This window comes from Lysinibacillus sp. RC46 (assembly GCF_041262385.1).
In the GTDB taxonomy this organism is placed as follows: Bacteria; Bacillota; Bacilli; order Bacillales_A; family Planococcaceae; genus Lysinibacillus.
In genome coordinates, this window is sequence record NZ_JBGCCF010000004.1 from 65,990 (window position 1) to 84,767 (window position 18,778).

Annotated in this window: 16 protein-coding genes; 13 read left to right on the forward strand and 3 right to left on the reverse strand. The window is 36.6% G+C overall.

Annotation, left to right across the window (positions count from 1 at the left end; translation table 11 throughout):
* Window positions 1–6 precede the first annotated feature (6 nt).
* Together ABH966_RS05175 and ABH966_RS05180 are read right to left on the reverse strand one after the other, a co-directional pair.
* Entirely contained in the window at window positions 7–1,605 is a 1,599-nt protein-coding gene (locus ABH966_RS05175) for a sodium:solute symporter family protein (protein ID WP_370076392.1), read from the reverse strand.
* A gap of 3 nt (window positions 1,606–1,608) precedes the next feature.
* Entirely contained in the window at window positions 1,609–1,746 is a 138-nt protein-coding gene (locus ABH966_RS05180; protein WP_370076394.1) for a hypothetical protein, read from the reverse strand.
* A 167-nt stretch (window positions 1,747–1,913) separates the two neighbouring features.
* Between ABH966_RS05180 and ABH966_RS05185 the strand changes: the two genes are divergently transcribed.
* Window positions 1,914–2,477 (forward strand): helix-turn-helix domain-containing protein, encoded by a 564-nt coding sequence (locus tag ABH966_RS05185; RefSeq protein ID WP_370076396.1) that lies wholly within the window; start codon window positions 1,914–1,916, stop codon window positions 2,475–2,477.
* 661 nt (window positions 2,478–3,138) lie between these two features.
* On the opposite strand, the gene ABH966_RS05190 is transcribed toward ABH966_RS05185, so the two are convergent.
* On the reverse strand, window positions 3,139–4,491 hold the full coding sequence (locus ABH966_RS05190; RefSeq protein WP_370076398.1) for a sigma-54 interaction domain-containing protein: 1,353 nt from the start codon (window positions 4,489–4,491) through the stop codon (window positions 3,139–3,141).
* A 307-nt stretch (window positions 4,492–4,798) separates the two neighbouring features.
* Here ABH966_RS05190 and ABH966_RS05195 point away from each other — a divergent pair, with 307 nt between their 5' ends.
* From ABH966_RS05195 to ABH966_RS05250, 12 genes are all read left to right on the forward strand, one after another.
* Window positions 4,799–5,818: an NAD(P)/FAD-dependent oxidoreductase gene (locus ABH966_RS05195; RefSeq protein WP_370076400.1), complete on the forward strand. Its 1,020-nt coding sequence runs from the start codon at window positions 4,799–4,801 to the stop codon at window positions 5,816–5,818.
* 23 nt (window positions 5,819–5,841) lie between these two features.
* Entirely contained in the window at window positions 5,842–6,084 is a 243-nt protein-coding gene (locus tag ABH966_RS05200; protein ID WP_370076402.1) for a ferredoxin, read from the forward strand.
* A gap of 150 nt (window positions 6,085–6,234) precedes the next feature.
* The gene (locus tag ABH966_RS05205) at window positions 6,235–7,278 is read left to right on the forward strand and encodes an aromatic ring-hydroxylating oxygenase subunit alpha (RefSeq protein WP_370076404.1); all 1,044 of its coding nucleotides are present in this window, start codon (window positions 6,235–6,237) and stop codon (window positions 7,276–7,278) included.
* A gap of 295 nt (window positions 7,279–7,573) precedes the next feature.
* On the forward strand, window positions 7,574–9,046 hold the full coding sequence (locus tag ABH966_RS05210) for an aldehyde dehydrogenase family protein (RefSeq protein ID WP_370076406.1): 1,473 nt from the start codon (window positions 7,574–7,576) through the stop codon (window positions 9,044–9,046).
* A 146-nt stretch (window positions 9,047–9,192) separates the two neighbouring features.
* The gene (locus tag ABH966_RS05215; protein WP_323645934.1) at window positions 9,193–9,396 is read left to right on the forward strand and encodes a DUF3311 domain-containing protein; all 204 of its coding nucleotides are present in this window, start codon (window positions 9,193–9,195) and stop codon (window positions 9,394–9,396) included.
* The gene (locus ABH966_RS05220; RefSeq protein ID WP_370076409.1) at window positions 9,393–10,874 is read left to right on the forward strand and encodes a sodium:solute symporter family protein; all 1,482 of its coding nucleotides are present in this window, start codon (window positions 9,393–9,395) and stop codon (window positions 10,872–10,874) included. The genes ABH966_RS05215 and ABH966_RS05220 overlap by 4 nt, the downstream gene beginning before the upstream one ends.
* Before the next feature lie 77 nt (window positions 10,875–10,951).
* Complete coding sequence (locus tag ABH966_RS05225; RefSeq protein WP_370076411.1) at window positions 10,952–12,658, forward strand: thiamine pyrophosphate-binding protein; 1,707 nt, start codon at window positions 10,952–10,954, stop codon at window positions 12,656–12,658.
* Window positions 12,659–12,792: 134 nt separating this feature from the next.
* Complete coding sequence (locus ABH966_RS05230) at window positions 12,793–12,963, forward strand: aldehyde dehydrogenase family protein (RefSeq protein ID WP_370076669.1); 171 nt, start codon at window positions 12,793–12,795, stop codon at window positions 12,961–12,963.
* Between the two features lie 421 nt (window positions 12,964–13,384).
* Window positions 13,385–14,560 (forward strand): Glu/Leu/Phe/Val family dehydrogenase, encoded by a 1,176-nt coding sequence (locus ABH966_RS05235; protein ID WP_370076413.1) that lies wholly within the window; start codon window positions 13,385–13,387, stop codon window positions 14,558–14,560.
* An 87-nt stretch (window positions 14,561–14,647) separates the two neighbouring features.
* Complete coding sequence (locus ABH966_RS05240) at window positions 14,648–16,072, forward strand: amino acid permease (RefSeq protein WP_370076415.1); 1,425 nt, start codon at window positions 14,648–14,650, stop codon at window positions 16,070–16,072.
* Window positions 16,073–16,457: 385 nt separating this feature from the next.
* Window positions 16,458–17,576: a mandelate racemase/muconate lactonizing enzyme family protein gene (locus ABH966_RS05245; RefSeq protein ID WP_370076417.1), complete on the forward strand. Its 1,119-nt coding sequence runs from the start codon at window positions 16,458–16,460 to the stop codon at window positions 17,574–17,576.
* A 57-nt stretch (window positions 17,577–17,633) separates the two neighbouring features.
* On the forward strand, window positions 17,634–18,770 hold the full coding sequence (locus tag ABH966_RS05250; protein ID WP_370076419.1) for an amidohydrolase: 1,137 nt from the start codon (window positions 17,634–17,636) through the stop codon (window positions 18,768–18,770).
* Window positions 18,771–18,778: the final 8 nt, after the last annotated feature.

Sequence of the window (18,778 nt, forward strand, 5' to 3'; positions counted from 1 at the left end):
CTTCTTTTAAGCATGTGAGATAGGCCAATAATAGAAAACAAATGTGATAATTACGACAGCGATTCCACTTATGATTAAATAAGTAGGGTATCGTTTTGTAATTGCCATTTCTCGTTTCTCATTTTCTTCCATTGGTTGTTGATGAAGCATTCGTTGATATGAAACTTCTTCCTCGGTAATAACACCAAATTTAGAAACTACATACAGAGTAATAGAGCTAAGGATAAATCCTATAATTACTGGATGGAGGTAAATAGGTAACTTAATTAATGTACCGATCGCTTCTCCAGCAATTACTCCTAAAAAACCTGCAATAATGCTCCAGAAAGCACCAAGACTTGTTACAGTTTTTGAAAATACACTTGAAAAAGCAACAGGTCCCCATGATGCTGCAAAAAGAGTTGCTGCAAAATAGCCAATCCACATGACAGCAGGAGGTTGCCATATACCAATTATTAGAATGATAAGCGTCACCATAATCATTGAAATTCGACTAAAACTCAGTAGTTTCTGATCACTATATTTCTTCTTACTAAATGGTTGAATGATATCATTAGCGATACTACTACCGATAAGTTGTAAAAATGTTGCACATGATGAAAGAGCTGCTGCCATAATGCCGCTTACAATGATTACTCCAAGCCAAGAAGGGACAAGATGCATTGCTGCCCAAATAAATACTTTTTCCGTAGGGTGAATAGAGGAATTCACATTGTTGATCATCGCCATACTAGAATGTAAGAATATATAAATCGTAAAAATCGAAATAGTTGCCCAAACACCTGAACGAATGGCTACATGCTCATTTTTGGCCATTAAGTATCGACTGCTTTGCCATGGACTAATCGCTACTACAGAACCCCATACGAGTCCCATTATAACTGCCCATATTAATACATCAGTTGGCGACCCCATATAGGCGCCTGATCCGGTAACACCGTGCCAGCTAAAGATATTGGGTTTTTCTACATTATTAGCAGCTTTCATAATTGCAGCAGGGAAACCGCCAGTAGCTTTGATGATGAATGGAAAAGACACATAAGCTGCTAACGAGAAAATAAAGAACATGATCGTGTCATTAACCATTACACCTTTTGCACCTGACATTACCGTAAAGGAGGCGAAGACAATACACATAATCACAATAGCTATGGCATAAGGGATATTGAATATTTCGGACAATAGAAGAGATGAGCCTTGAGTAACTGCCACTAAGTATGCAGCAATACCAATAACTGTTGTAATCGCAGCAATTAAGCGAACTTTTCTTGAATTAAAGCGATTCCCGAAGTACTCAGGAACAGTAAGAGATTTACTTCTTCTTAAATAACGTCCAAAAAGAAAAACTCCAAATATATAACCACTTCCATTAAAAATTACTAGAATTAATAATGGAATCGGATAACCTTCATAAGAAAACCCGGCTTCCCCCATAAAAGATACAGTACTTAAAAAGGATGCCACTAACGTCCCTGTAACCATTAACGTTGATCCACTTCGACCAGATATATAAAAGTCTTCCGTATTTTTGACGTTTTTTGATAGTATTGCACCAATAGCAATATATAAAATAAACGATACAATGATCCCTATGATAAATACCATCGACTACACCGCCTTATCAACTTTTTTAGGTATAGTTGGTTGAGAAGCTAGCTGTTCCATTTTTTTTAAATAACTCCTTGTAATAAAGCCCAAAACAATAAGTGAACCTCCATAAGCTATTGTAAAAATAAATTCTCCCATTATAACCCCTCCTTTAGATAATAAATAAACCCCTTAGATAAGAAAAAGTGAAATAACGATTGTTTCCAATTCATGGTATAATTTAAGCAACACTTACAAAAATATTAAAATTTAAGTGTCGCTTAAAATATACAATATTCGAAATATTCAGTCAAGGAGGGTTTTTTATGAATAACCAATCATTAGGAGAGAATATTAGAAGAATTCGTAAAGAAAAACACTATACCATTGAAATAATCGCAAAGAAAACTGGATTAACAGCAAGCTTTATCAGCCAATTTGAGCGTGGTTTGACGGATGGCTCAGTTGCAACTATAAAAAAAATAGCAGATGCTTTAGATCTACCTGTTTCTGCACTATTTAGTGACAATGAAGTGGATCCACATATAATTGAGGATGTCTCGATCGTTCGTAAAGATAGACGAAAAAAAATGCCATATCCAAATGGAAAGTTAACGGACTACATGCTGACAACAGGAGAGGGAAAACTACAGGTTCTTTTATGTGAAGTAGAGCCGGGAGGATGCAGTGGTTCTCAGTATAATCATGCAGGTGATGAGGAATGTATTATAATTATAGAAGGGCAGATGGAAATTACCGTAGATACAAATACTTATATCTTAAATATTGGAGATACAATTAATTTTCCAAGTCATAGACACCATGCTTGGCGCAATATTGGAAAAGAAACTTTGAAGGTAATATGGATAATCACGCCTACTGGTTTCTAGGAGGGCAGACGATATAAACACCACTACCAATAATTTTCACTCAATCTACAAATAATTAAATAAAAACCAATTAAATATGATGTTGCACATTTAAAGTTCAACATCTTTGCGCAGTATAACTTCATGGATTAATGCAGAGCAAGTTACTTTAAGAAATGTGTTTTCGGTAGCTGTAGAACATACCTTCTTAACGGAAGGGATAATATGCTAAAAAACTTCCTGAGGTTGAACTAATTGAAACTAATTTGGAGCTAAATGTATCAGATAGAGGAGAAGAAGAGTTTGGTTCTACAGGTCTAAAATGATTAGTTGGTAGGGATAGTTGCTAAAGAAGTTGTGGACAACCTTAGATTTTTATAACAGTAAGATAAATTTAATTGTATAAATATTTCATACACTTCTTTCAATGCTAAAAGGGGGGAGTCCCATTCTATACCCCATTTAAACTAAATAATATTTTTTGAACCCTTGTCCCCATAGAAAAAACACCTCCAGATTGAGTATTTCAGGTTTAAATACCCGCTATTCAATGAAAGGTGTTTTTATTTGTCTCCTATAATTAGGTTAGTACGGTACGCTTTTGTAAGTGATCGAGTTTTTTATTGAATAGATATGACGAGTATCGAAAAGCTAAATATATTGTTTCTGATTTGACTTGCTATCAATTTTTATCACAATATTTCCTTATTAGTTTCGATGCTTGTGTTTGACTAATTTGTAAATCACTTGCCACTCTTCTAGAACTACCATACTTTTCATATGACTTTTTCACCATTTTTTCTTTCACAAAATCGATCGCTTCTCTCAACGTAGCAGGTGAATCTTGATGCACTTGTTCGATTTGACGGTACATTAACTCTGGTAAGTCCTCCACATCAATGACGTCATCGCTTATAATGACTAATCTTTCCATGACATTTTCGAGTTGTCGAATATTTCCTGGCCAAGAGTACTCCGTAAACAACTTTAAGCATTTTTCTGAAATAACTTTATTCGTTTCGTACATGACATTAAATTTATACAAAAATTTATACGTTAACGGAATGATATCCTCTTTTCTCTCTCTAAGTAACGGCAATTGAATATCGATCACATTTAAACGATAAAACAAATCTTCGCGGAACTGTTTTTTTTCTACCATTTCAATAAGCTTTTGATTCGTTGCTGCGATAATACGGACATTCACTTTTTTCTCTTTAGCACTACCAATCGGAATGAATATCTTATCTTGAATTACTCGAAGCAATTTTGCTTGAAGGGGTAAAGACAACTCTCCTATCTCATCTAAAAATAATGTGCCTTCTTCTGCTGATTCAATTAATCCGATTTTACCGCCCTTATTTGCACCCGTGAAAGATCCAGCACTATACCCAAATAATTCGGCTTCTAACAAATCTGCCGGAATCGCCGCACAATTAATGGTTAAGAATGGATGAGATTTACGATTGCTAGCATTATGAATATGCTGCGCAAGCACTCCCTTCCCAGTTCCTGATTCCCCTTGTATTAAGATCGTCGATTCGGTTTTTGCAACTCTCTGTGCTAATAGAAGCAATTTCTTTACCTTTTTATTATTTGTCATCATCTCCGATTCGATTATATTGGGTTCTCGATTAGGATCCATCTTATTTTGCTGCGTCAATTTTAGCATTTTATAGTTTTGCAATTCTCGGGCTGTCGTCACAATTAATTTAATTTCATTATCCTTATTTATTATAGGTATAGCAGATGTTAGCAATTCAGCACCTAAGATAGTAGTTTGTTTTATGAAGATGGGTCTTTTCTTTTCGTATACTTCAGGAAGTACAGACGGTGTCCAATACCCCTCGTTAAATAATTCATCGCTAAATCTTCCGATTACATCAGACTTCTTCAATCCGTAATGCCGCTCACATGCATTATTCACAAAAATAATTCGTCTATTTTCATCAAGAACAAAGATCTCATCCGACGAATAATCTAAAATTTGGAGCAATGCCTCCATTTCAAGATCAGTAGATAAACTAGCGAACATTTAAAAACCTCCCCCTCATTAAAATTGAGTCTAATAAAATTCAAATTGAGTCAATTTAAGTTCGTTCAATCATCAAGAGTTCACGCATTTTGATAACGAAACTAGCTAAACATCAAGCTTACTTAAAAGTGGCATGAAAATTGCTTTATAAGTTTATGAATCGTTCATCAAGGACTTTTAAGTGAAGAGAGGATGTTGATGTGAATGAATAAATGATGTGCCTAAGTTTACTCTATAGGATATAGGAAGTAATGTAAATGTCTGATATTTATAATTACTCTAATTGCAAAAAACGGAGGTTTTTTTAATGAATGGATATTCCAAAATATATGATATTACTATAATTGGTGGAGGTCCCATTGGTTTATTCACCGCATTTTATGCTGGAATGCGACAAGCCTCCATCAATATTATTGAAAGTTTACCGCAACTTGGCGGACAGTTATCGGCACTTTATCCGGAAAAGTTTATTTATGATGTAGCAGGATTTCCTAAAGTAAGTGCGCAAAACCTTGTGAATAACCTCATCGAACAGATGAATCAGTTTAAAGTGGATCATTGTCTTGGCCAAACAGTCCAAACGATTTATAGACGCGACGATGGTGTTTTTGAACTTACGACAAATGAACAAACGCATTACTCAAAAACGATTATTATTACTGCTGGAAATGGTGCGTTCCAACCAAAAACAATGAAGTTGGAAAATGAAGAAACTTTCGTTGGAAAGAACTTGCATTATTTCGTTGACACGATTGAGAAGTTTGCTAATAAAGAAGTTGTAATATTCGGCGGCGGTGACTCTGCTGTTGATTGGGCGCTTATGTTAGAACCAATTGCAAAAAAAGTAACATTAGTTCATAGAAGAGATTCGTTTAAGGCACATGAGTATAGTGTTGATCTGTTAAAAAAATCACGTGTGGAAATCCTAACACCATATGTCCCAACAAAATTAATCGGAGACGTACAAATAGAGAAAGTCATCATTCAAAACAACAAAAGTGAAGAAACAATCGAATTAACGGTAGATGATGTTCTTGTAAACTACGGTTTCGTTTCTTCGCTAGGTCCGATAAAAAACTGGGGATTGGAGATCGAAAAAAATTCAATCGTTGTAAACTCGAAGATGGAAACAAATATTGAAGGGATCTACGCAGTAGGGGATATTTGTACGTACGAAGGAAAAGTAAAGCTAATTGTAACAGGATTTGGAGAGGCGCCGATTGCAGTCAATGAGGCGAAAATGTACGTTGATCCACAAGCAAAAAAACAAACACTTCATAGCACAAGCCTGATGGAGACAACATTTAAAGAGAAAGTAACAAACTAAAAATCATATGAGGAGGAAAAGATATGACAGTATATACGATGGTGGACCGCGAAACATGTATAGCATGCGGCGCATGTTCTGAAAACGCTCCTCATTTATTTGACCATGATGAAGAAGGTCTTTCCTTTTCAGTACTTGATCTAAATGCTGGTAATACCGAGATCCACGAAGATTTTATAGAAGAATTAGAAATTGCAGTAGAGGAATGTCCAACAAATTCGATTAAAATCGCGACTGAACCGTTTACTATAAAAAATAAGACGTAATTTGAGTTAGGAAAAACTCACTTTCCCCATTTCTAAGCGTAAAAAAACTTCTCTGCCTTGATGCTATCGTCTTTTCGAAGTTGGTACAATAATTGCGATATAGAGCTATAGATATCAAAATGCTTTTTTTATAGGGAGGATGAAAGAACAATGACAATCAATACGTTTAGCAACAAAGCAAATGCGACTTTGTCTTACAAAAACTATGTGGAACAACAATACTTTGATGAAGAAAAAGAAAATATCTTTTCTAAAAAGTGGGTCTTCGTTTGCCATATGAGTCAATTAGAAAAAGTAGGCGATTTTTTCACTTTCGAAATTGCTGGAGAATCCATTATTGTTAGCAAAAACAACGATGGAAAAGTAAATGCCTTTTATAACATTTGCCCACACCGCGGTACACGTGTTGAAAAAAGCGCTTCCGGAAACAAAAAAGTATTTCTCTGTTCATACCATGGTTGGTCTTTCAAACTAGACGGAAAAGTAAATCGTGCACCAAATTTTGATAAAGATAGTTTAGGTGACCACAATTGCATGACACCTGTTAAGCTAGAAATTTACCAATCTCTCATTTTTGTAAACTTAGATCCAAACGCTAAATCGTTTCAATCCGAATATAGCGATCTAGTTGAAAGTCTTGATCAATATAAGTTTTTAAATGCTTTGAAGAGAATCCGAACGACTCAAAGGGTAATCGAAGCAAATTGGAAAGCAGTCGTTGACAATTATTTAGAGTGTGATCATTGTAAATTAGCGCACCCAGCATTTGCAAAAACATTTGATTTGGAAAACTACAATATCGACACGTTTAACACATACACTTGTCAATATTCTGAAATGAAACAAGGAGAAGAAGCAGATCCAGCATTTTTCTATTGGGTATGGCCTAACTTAATGATTAGCATTTATCCTGGTGAAGAAGGAAACATAACGACAAGCCAAATACTACCTATCTCACCAAACCAATCTTTGGCAATTTACAGCTACTATTTTAGTTCCGATAAAATTACGGATAAACAAGTAGAACTTATTAAATTTGTCGATCAAGTTCGTAAAGAAGACTTTGATCTCGTTGAATTATTGCAAACTGGGCTTCATACAAAGGCTTTTGATCATGGGATTTATTCACCAACTGAGCATGGCATAAAGCATTTCCACAAGCAGTACAAGGAAGCAATGGGCATTCCTGAATAATAATTTAAACTTGCTAATAAAAAGGAAAGTACATTTAAAAAAATGTTATAAATAACAGACTCTTTTAATCATTCCTAAATAATTGTAAAGAGAAAATGTAATGTAACAGGAGAAAACACATAGATGTGAGTATAAAAAACTCACTTGAGTTCTTATCTGTTCGAATACTATAAATCTTTGAATAAGTTATAAACAAAACGTTGAAGTTATGCAGTTTTTAAGAATTATGCAATACCTGCATTCTTTAGTACTAATAAACATAAATAATTTTATAAACAGTTAGGGAGGAAAGCAGATGACAGAACAGTTAAAGCTTTATATAAATGGAGAATGGATTGATTCAAGTAATCCTCAACTATTTGATGTAATTAATCCTGCAAATCAAGAAGTGATTGCTAAAGCCCCGAAAGCAACTAAAGAAGAGGTGGAACAAGCGATTAAAATTGCAAAAGCAACTTTTGAAAGTGGCGTTTGGTCTTCAAAAAATCCACAAGAAAGAGCTGCGATATTACTACAAATTGCTGACAAAATGGAAGAACATGCAGCTGAAATTGCTCAGTTAGAAACACAAAATAACGGAAAAGTGTTAAGGGAAGCAGAGGGTGATGTTGCCGACTCAATTAGCGCTTTTCGTTATTATGCAGGCCTTATTCAAAATCAAACAGGTGTAATATATGAAGCAATGGAAGATTTACAAACGATGATTGTGAAAGAACCAATGGGAGTAGCGGGGTTAATAGTTCCATGGAACTATCCATTGTTAATGGCGGTTTGGAAAGTAGCTCCAGCACTTGCGGCAGGAAATTCAATTATATTAAAGCCGGCTGAAATTACACCGATAACAGCTGTCAAACTGTTTCAGTTAATCGATGAAACAGATTTACCGAAAGGTGTTGCGCAATTAATACTGGGTGGTGGAACCGTCGTTGGCCAGACGATTGCTGAAAGTGACGATGTGGATGTTGTCTCCTTTACAGGAAGCACAGGAGTTGGGCGTAGTATCATGCATGCGGCGACTGGAAACTTGAAGAAAGTATCATTAGAACTTGGCGGGAAATCCCCTAATATTATTTTTGATGATGCTGATTTCGAAACAGCTGTTGACTATGCTTTATTTGGAATCTTTTATGGTAGTGGACAAGTGTGTTCATCTGGAAGTCGAGTGTTAGTGCAAGAGGGAATTTACGATAAGTTTGTTGAAGAATACGTAAAACGCGCACAACAAATTAAAGTTGGCCCCGGACATGATGAAAGCTCAAAAGCGGGTGCAATAGTTAGCGAGAATCATATGAACAGCATTCTTGAATATATCCGTATCGGTCAAGAAGAAGGGGCTACATTGGCCTGCGGTGGTAATCGTATTGAGCGAGATGGGATGGAGAAAGGTTTCTTCATTGAACCAACGGTGTTTACCAATGTAACGAGCGATATGCGAATTGTTAAGGAAGAAATTTTTGGACCAGTTGTTGTGATTCAAAAGTTCAAAGATGAAGAAGAGGCTATTCGTCTTGCAAACGACTCTGATTATGGATTAGCTGGTGCGGTCTTTTCTACCGACAGTAATAAAGCATTACGTGTCATTCAGAAAGTTCGCTCTGGAATTACATGGGTGAATGCTTATCACCTCACAAACATTCAGGCACCATGGGGCGGCTACAAACATAGTGGAATAGGTCGTAGCATTGGCACTTATGGACTGGATGAGTATCAAGAAACAAAACAAATTAATATGAATTTAAACCCACAACCACTCCATTGGTTTGAGTGATACAAAGACAATATTAGCTAATTGGAAAGATAGAAATAATCAAACCAATGAGAACTAAAGGTTTTGGTAAGCGTTTACACAGATGAAGATGTATGGTAAAGAGCCAAAATCTTTCGTCGAAAATTGGAATAAGGGGGGAACGAAGGATGAATAGGAGAATTTGGTTATACTTTTTCAGTTTAATTCCTGCTATCGGGAGTTTAAGTGTAATAAATAAGATAGAACCATATGTTCTTGGCATGCCTTTCGTTTTGTTCTGGCTTTTATTGTGGGTCATCTTAACATCACTTTTCTTATACATCGTAAACATTCTAGATCCTGCTAACCATGAAGGAGAAGAGGACATTTGAATATATCACTTTTTATTACATTTGCAATTTTAATATTCGCTTGTTATTTAGGCGTTAGCGCAAGGAAAGGTAAAGAAATGAATATGGAGCAATGGGCTGTTGGGGGACGAAGCTTTGGCTCATTAACTATATTCTTTATCTTAGCGGGGGAAATGTTTACCACATTCACTTTCCTAGGCGCAAGTGGGATGGCTTATGGTGTTGGGATGCCTGCAGTATATGCATTTAACTGTTTCTATTTTATTGTTGCATATTGGATGTTACCACCGATTTGGAAGTATGCAAAGAAACATAATGTTATGTCGCAAGCAGATTTTTATGAGAAAAAATATAAGAGTGTAGGTCTTGGAGTTGTTGTTGCGATTATTGGTGTGATTGCATCTGTATCCTATTTAGTCATGCAATTTGTTGGTTTAGGAATTATTGTTTCGGCATCATCGTATGGGTCGATTTCATCAGGACTTGCTGTTGTGCTTAGTGGTTTATTAGTCACCGTATATGTAACAATTTCAGGGATGCACGGATCTGCCTGGACAGCGATATTCAAAGATATTTTAATTCTTGGAGTTATCATATTTATGGGCGTTTATTTTCCATTCCACTACTATGGTGGATTCAAACCGATGTTCCAAGCGATTGAGAGCGTACATCCAGAAATGCTCTTGTTTCCTGCTGAAGGATTGAGTATTACATGGTTTGTTACAACGTCGATTATGATAGCGTTAGCATTTTATCTTTTTCCACATATGCAAACGGGTGTTTTCTCTTCCAAAAGCGCGAAGGCCCTTCGTTGGAATGCTGCAAGTATGCCTATATATCAACTTATTATCGTATTTTCTGTTTTTATTGGGTTTGCTGCGGTTTTACAAGTGCCGGGTTTAAACGACCCAGACATGTCTATATTTAAGCTTGCACAGGGTGCATTTCCACCTTGGTTTGTCGGATTAGTTGGAGGGGCAGGAGCACTGGCGGCACTTGTTCCAAGCTCAATTGTATTACTGTCATCCGCTACACTTTTATCGAAAAACATTTTTAAAGTGTGGAGACCTAAAACAACCGACCAGCAACTTGGAAGATTAAGTCGTCTATTGGTACCCATCTTAGTCGTCATTGCTATATTTTTCGCTTTGAATGAATCGAAGTTGATTGGTTTAATTTACATTATGGTCTACAGCATTATTGTCCAGCTGTTCCCAGCACTTTTCTTTAGTCTTCTGAAAAAGAATCCGATTACCAAAATAGGTGCTTTCGCAGGGATGATTGTTGGAGTCATTCTAGTTATTTATTCGACAGTAACCGATACTACATTGGCGACGTTATATCCAAATCTTCCAAGTATGATCAAAGACTTTGATATGGGACTATTAATTATGATAATAAACTTTGTTGTCACATATGTAGTTGGCGTTAGTACAGAGAAGAATTTTAATAAAGAAACAGATGGTAATTTAGAAAAATATCAACAAGTTAAAGGCTAATTAAAATTGACAGTCGCAATTAACTTGCAACTTGCCATATCAATAATAAAAAAATATGTATTATTGGGAGGAACACAATGATGAAACTATTAGAGAAAGTAGCTGTAGAGAAAAGCAAAAACTACCAAGAATACACTGTAGCTGATGCAATTGTAGAAGAATTAGTTGACGCTGGTGTTGAAGTACTATTTGGGATTGTGAGTATTCATAATATGCCGATTTATGATGCGATACTCAGAGATGGGAAAATCCGTATGGCGACATCGCGTGGTGAAAGCGGAGCTGTCAATATGGCAGATGCTTATTCGCGCGCAACTGGAAAACTAGGAGTTGTATTAACAAGCACGGGTGCTGGAGCTGGAAATGGTGCTGGTTCACTAACAGAAACTTGGAACTCTGGTACACCTCTTCTTCACATTACAGGCGAAGCGGATTCAAACTATATTGGAACGGATCAACGTTATATCCATGAATGTAAAGATCAATTGAAAATGATGGAAGGTGTGAATAAATCTGCTTTTTTATTGAAACGTCCAAAACTAATTAAACCATTCATGAGAAAAGCAATTAAAGATGCAGTAACTGTTCCGACTGGGCCAGTCACTGTCCAAATTCCCACGAATTTTCAGGCAATGATTATTCCAGAAAATAATCTAGTTAATGTAGAAAATGTTAAAGATCCAGAAGTACAAGTTACATTACCGGAAGGAATCATTGAAAAAATCGCTGCAGCAAAACGCCCAGTGATTTGGGTGGGAGATGGAATTATTCACGCTGGCGCATCAGAAGAGTTAGTAACGCTAGTGAACAAAATTAAAGCAGGTGTCATTACAAGTGAATCAGGTAAAGGTGCTATTCCTGAAGATCACCCACTATGTATTGGAAATTTTGCATGGTTCCCACGTGTTGAGGAGCATGTAAGCAAAGCAGACTTACTTATTAGTGTTGGCGTTCGTTTCCGTGGCACTGAAACAAATGGTTGGTCTACACCTGTTCCGGAAAATCATATTAACATTGACTTGAATCCAGAAGCATTTAACCGTAATTTTGATACACAAGACTTTTTAATTGGTGATGCAAAAGCTGTATTAGCAGCAATTAATAAAGGTATAGCGGATGTAGAAATCACTCGAGATCTAACTTATACAGAAGAGATAAAAGAAGTTCGTGAGGGAGTTCGTGAAGATCTTCGAAGTACAATCGAGCCTTACGGTGAAATTGCTGAAATTATGAACGAGCAACTTCCACATGACACAATTTTAGTAACGGATGTTACAATTCCTGGTTATACTTGGGCGAACAAATTAGTTGATGTACATGAACCAAGAAATTACCTCTACATGACAGGTGGAGGAATTGGTCAAGGTTTACCAATGGCGATCGGTGCTAAAGTGGGTCAACCAGACAAACCGGTAGTACTTGTAGCTGGCGATGGCGGGTTTATGGTAAATGCTGGTGAGATGATTACAGCTGTACATGAAGATGCGCCAATAATTGTTCTGTTATTTGATGATGGAGGGTACGGTATCTTGAAGTATTATCAAGAGGCTGCTTATGGTAGAAAAACTGCTGTTGATTTGAAAAACCCGGACTTTGTTATGATGGCAAAATCTATGGGGTATGAAGCGGAAAAAGTAACTTCTGTGGAAGAGTTTGAAAAGGAATTAGCGAATGCTTTAGCTAGCAAAAAATCTTACATGGTTGTTGTTGATGTTGAGGCAGTTGGAATTCTTAATTATAAAGATTCCAATGAATATATCCGCTCTTTCCGTCCACACAAATAAGCAAACAAAATGATGGGCATAAAGAGATCGTTTTCTATATATGGCTGTCTCCTTTTGCAAAGAATTGAACACTATGTGACCAAAAGTAATGAGATAATCAATGGGATCCCAAATTACGCAGCGATATAAACTCTATTCGTCTTGCAAACGACAATGATTATGGTTTAGCTGGTGCGGTCTTCTCTAGCAACAGTAATAAAGTATTACGTGTCATTCAGAAAGTTCGTTCAGGAATTACATGGATGAATGCTTATCACCTCACAAACATTCAGGCACCATGGGCGGCTATAAACAAAGTGGAATAGGTCGTAATATTTACACATATGGACTGGATGAGTACCAAGAAACAAAACAAATTAATATGAATTTAATCCCACAACCACTCCATTGGTTTGAGTGATACAAAGACAATATTAGCAAATTGGAGGGGAGAAATAATCAAACCAATGAGATTTTCTATTTATGATTCCCTTTGATTCATCGATAGAAAGTAGTTAAATATACGCCTGAAATAACTCTATGGAATTGTAAAAAATAAAAACTAGTGAGTTTATTTGTATTGTGGATACAAACGCTACGCCCGGGTTATCGACAATAGGACATCTTGGACGTTGGAAATCGTCCGCCAAAGCGTGATTTTGAAAGTTCCAAAGCTCTATTTGTTGTGGAAATTAACTTTGTTAAAATGCAGAATCTATTCTATATTTCGACTTAGGAGGAGAATACATGTCTACAAAACCATATTTAATTGTTGAATGGAACGACACAGAAACAGATGCAAAAGGATGGATGGTTGTACACAACTTTGTAAAGGGTTACACAGGTGGCGGTACAAGAATGCACCCATCCGTTACAAGAGAGGAAGTTGAGCGTCTTGCAGAAGCGATGGCGTATAAATATGTAGCAAGTGAATCAGAAACTACTGGAGGTTGTAAAGGTGGTATTGCCTATGATTATAAAGCTCCAGATGCTTTTGAAGTATTGAGGAGATATATAATTGCTATGCTACCGTATATTGACAACGGAGTTTCTTTAGGAAGTGACCTTGGTACGAAATATAATGATGTACTGAAAATCTTCCGTGAATTTGGGATTGAAATTCCTCTTACACAATCTATGAAAAGTGATCCAGCTGTTTTAAAAGGGATAAAAGATTACGATGATTTATTACTTCAAAAAATCGATGGATTGTATATGAATGATGTAGTAACAGGTTATGGCGTTGCCTTCTCTGCTGACGAAGCTTGGAAATATAAAGATGGTGGAGAAGGTGCAAGAGTTGTTATTCAAGGATTCGGCTGCGTTGGTGCAAGTTGTGCGTTAAAACTTTCTCAACTAGGGTATAAAGTTGTAGGAATTTCTGATGCGAATCTATTTGTCGCTAGCGAAGATGGATTAGATGTTCAAAAGTTAATTGATCATAAGAATGAGTTCGGTGAAATGGATCAAAATTATTTTGAAAATGACTATGTAGTACGTCCAAACTCAGAATGGCTTGATGTAGATTGTGATATTTTAATTCCATGTGCGCTAGAAGATGTTATTAATAAATCTAATGCTAATCAAGTAAAAGCAAGCCTAGTTGTTGAAGCAGCAAACATCCCGATTTCTGCTGAAGGAGACGAAATCATCAAGGAGAAAGCTATTGATATTGTAATTGATTTCGTAGCAAACCTTGGTGCAATTAGATCTTACGATGCTGTTATTTTTGGATTAGTAGAACCAAATCCACAAGCAGTAATTGATGATATTGAAAAGCTTTGCCGTAAAAATGTTCGCACTCTCTTTACGGAGGCTAAAATGCAAAGCAGATATCAAAGAGATGTTGCATATGAAATTTTTAAACCGGCGAAAAGTGATTCAATGGAATATGTTTCACCAAATCTAACAGTAGTATATTAAATTTGATAGACAGGAGATGCAAAACGCATCTTCCGTCCGTTTTCATTATAGTACTACGAGTTAAATTAACTGAAAAGGGTGAACATTATGAAAAACGAGCTTGATAGCCGGCCGAAAGAATTACAACGGTCGATGAAAAGTAGACACTTATTTATGATTTCCGTAGGTGGAGTTATGGGTACTGGTTTCTTTCTAGGTTCAGGTTATGCTATTGGAGAAGCCGGTCCATTCGGAGCTATTGCAGCTTACTTATTTGGTGGACTTATTATGTATCTTGTTATGGTTTGCCTTGGTGAATTGTCAGTAATTATGCCAGTGTCTGGTTCGTTCCAAGCCCATGCGGAAAAATTTATTGGACCGGCCACTGGATTTATGATTGGTTGGATATATTGGCTCAGCTGGGCGATATATTTAGGTTTGGAGTTCGTAGCAGCTGGACTATTGATGGCTAGATGGTTCCCAGATGTTCCAATATGGATTTGGTGTCTTGTCTTCTCGACATTATTGTTCGGAATTAACGCATTAACAACTAGGGCATTTGCTGAAATGGAGTATTGGTTTACAGCGATTAAAGTACTTGCAGTAATCGCATTTATTATAATCGGTGGAGCCGCTATTTTTGGTATTGTACCAATTCAAGGTCAAGAAGCACCATTCTTATCGAACTTTACAAGTGCTGGCTTATTACCGGCTGGATTTATCGGAGTATTTGTTTCGATGATGACAGTTGTATACGCTTTCATGGGGTCGGAAATTGTTGGAGTAGCAGCTGGAGAAACCGAAAACCCGGAGAGAAATATCCCAGTAGCGATTCGCACAATTATTATACGTATTTTACTTTTCTATGTACTTGCAAACTTTGTATTATCTGCAATTGTTCCTTGGAAAGAAGCAGGAATTCTTGAGAGTCCGTTCGTCACAGTGTTTGATATGGTAGGTATTCCATATGCAGCTGATATTATGAACTTTGTTATTTTAACAGCAATTCTTTCTGTAGGTAACACGGGTATGTTTGCTTGTGCTAGAATTTTGTTCTCTTTATCACAGAGTGGTCAAGCTCCACCGATGTTTGGAAAAGTGAACAAGCGTGGATTACCAATGAATGCGCTTACTTTTACATTAATCTTTGCTTACGTATCTCTATTGACAAGTGTTATGGCTGAAGAAACATTATTCGTATTATTATTAGCGATTAGTGGTGTTGGTGGAATTGTCACTTGGATGGTGATTGCTTATTCGCAAATAAGATTCCGTAGGCAATATGTCGCTACTGGCGGTAAAGTTGAAGACTTAAAATATCGCGTCCCACTTTTTCCATTAATTCCAATTGTATGTATATCTATGTGTTTGGTTTTAGTAGCCATGACAGCATTCGATCCTACGCAACGTATTTCGTTATTTATTGGATTTGGTTTTGTAGTACTTTGCTATATCTTCTATTACTTTAAATTTACGCGAAAAAAAGAAGTGCCAGTTTCATTAGCTGAAAATGACGGTAGATTAGCAAGATAATTCATTTTTTCTTCATTCAGCGAAGCAAAAGGTGATTGCTAAAGTTCCAAAAGCGACTGCAATCGTACTGTCAATAAGTCGATTTCATAATTGAACAATCAACATTAAAATCAGAACAAGGTTGATTTCCGCTCCAGGCGGACGCTTTCCGTGGGCACGGCTTCAATTCCTCGTTACTGCGTTCCTGCGGGGCTTTCAGCTCGCGCTGTTCCCGCAGGAGTCGCCGCCTTACGCTCCAATCAACGTGAGTATTACACTATACTGACGAACAATGAAATAATTCAATATACGAATCGCTCGTTTTTATAACTAGAATAAGTAATTATGAAATTGATTCAAATAAAAAAAGTTATAAATAACGAATGAAAAGGATGCGAATAGAACGATGAAGATTAAACAAGTAGATTTATTTGCAATTGAATTACAGCTTAATAATCCGTTTGTAATTAGCTATGGCGGATATAATAGTATTCAATCTATCATTGTTAAAATTACAACTGATAATGGATTTGTTGGTTATGGTGAAGCAGTACCTGATAGTTATGTAACTGGGGAAACATTAGAAAGTACGTATAATATTCTAGCTCATACGTTAGCGCCCATTATTATTGATGAGAATCCGCTTAATATTGAGCGGATTCACGACCTTATGGACGAGACAATTTTTGGTGTTTCAACCGCAAAAGCTGCAATTGATATTGCTTGTTATGATGTGGCAGGAAAAAGTGCAGGTTTACCAGTGTATATGTTAATTGGTGGTCGTTATCGTGAAAGTATGCCAATTACCCATGTTTTAAGTATTGATACACCAGAAAATATGGCGGATGAGGCAGCACAATGTGTAGAAGCTGGATATCGTTCTTTAAAGTTAAAAGTTGGTACAGAGCCATTAGAAGATGTTAAAAAAATCAAAGCAGTTCGTGAGCGAGTTGCGGAAGACATTGCCATTCGAGTTGATGTGAATCAAGGTTGGAAAAATAGTGCGATAGCCCTGCAAATCCTTGATAAATTAGCAGGTCTCTCCATCGATTGGATTGAGCAACCTGTAACAGCAATTGATATCGATGGAATGGTTGAAATTAAAAGCAAATCGACTATACCAATGATGATAGATGAAGGTCTGCATAGTAGTGTAGAGATGCGCCAAATCATTTCGAAGCGAGCAGCTGATAAAGTGAATATCAAATTAATGAAATGTGGTGGTATATATCCTGCAGTAAAATTAGCTCATATGGCAGAATTGGCAGGAATCGAATGTCAAATTGGATCAATGGTAGAGTCATCAATTGGATCTGCAGCAGGATTTCATGTTGCATTTTCAAAGAAGATCATAACAAGTGCCGAACTAACAGGGCCATTAAAATTTGAAAAAGATGTTGGTAATTTACAATACGACATTCCGATTATTAAGCTTAATGAACGACCTGGATTAGGCATTGATGTAAATGAAGATATTTTACAAGAGCTAACAGTATATTCTAAAAGCCTTAGGAGAAAAAGTTAATTTAGACATACATCTACTTAAATAAATGTATATTATTGATTAATTAAGGAGCTAATAATGAGCAATTTAAACCCAATCGATTTTATTAGTGACAATCAAAGGAATATTATCCAGACATATCGTGACTTACACGCTCTTGCAGAACCTAGTTGGGGAGAAAAGGAAACTTCAGCTTATTTGATTGCAAAGCTTCAAGCGGCTGGATTTACTGTACAAACTTTTTCAGGACATTACGGATTCATTGCAGAAATTGAAGGTAAAACAAGTAATGTTGTTGGACTAAGGGCAGATATGGACGCTCTTGTTCAAGAAGTTGATCATGTTGTTCGTGCAAACCATTCTTGCGGACATGATGCTCACAGCACAATGGTGTTACATACAGCGTTAGCATTAAAACAAGCTAGTATTCGTCCAGAAAAAACGATTCGATTCATTTTTCAACCAGCGGAGGAAACTGGAGAAGGTGCTAAGCGGTTTATGGAAGCTGGGATTTTGAATGATATTGAGATGTTATTTGGCATCCATTTACGTCCAACTTTCGAAGTTCCTTATGGAAAAGCTGCACCAGCTATTGTCCATGGTGCCTCTGTAACTACGGTTGGTGTTATTTATGGCTTGCAGGCGCATGCAGCGCGTCCAGAGAATGGAAGTAATGTGATTGAGGCTGCGTCTTTATTAATCCAAGTGTTGCAAGGGATTAGACTTCAAGTAGGTTGTTCTTTTTCTGTTAAAATGACACAGCTTCATTCAGGGGAAAGTGCAAACACTATTCCAGGAAAAGCTTCATTTACGTTAGATTTACGTGCTCAATCAAATGAAGGTATGACTGAGTTGCAAGAGAAAACAGCGAAAGTCCTTGAATCAGTAGGGAATTTAACGAATACTCAAATTAATTATGAATTTCAAGGGTTTGTACCCGCAGCTGCACTCAATGAGAAGATGATTGAAATAGCAAAAAAATCCATTGCGGATATATGTGGACCTGAACATCTCGTAGAACCTTGTATTACACGTGGAGGAGAGGATTTCCACTTCTATACAATGAAGCATCCGCATATTGCTGCAACGATGATTGGATTAGGGTGTGGTTTAGAGCCAGGCTTACATCATCCACAAATGTCTTTTCAAATTGATGCACTCAATTACGGTACAAAAATTTTAACAGTATGTTTATTAAATGCTGCAAAAATATAAATTGAAAA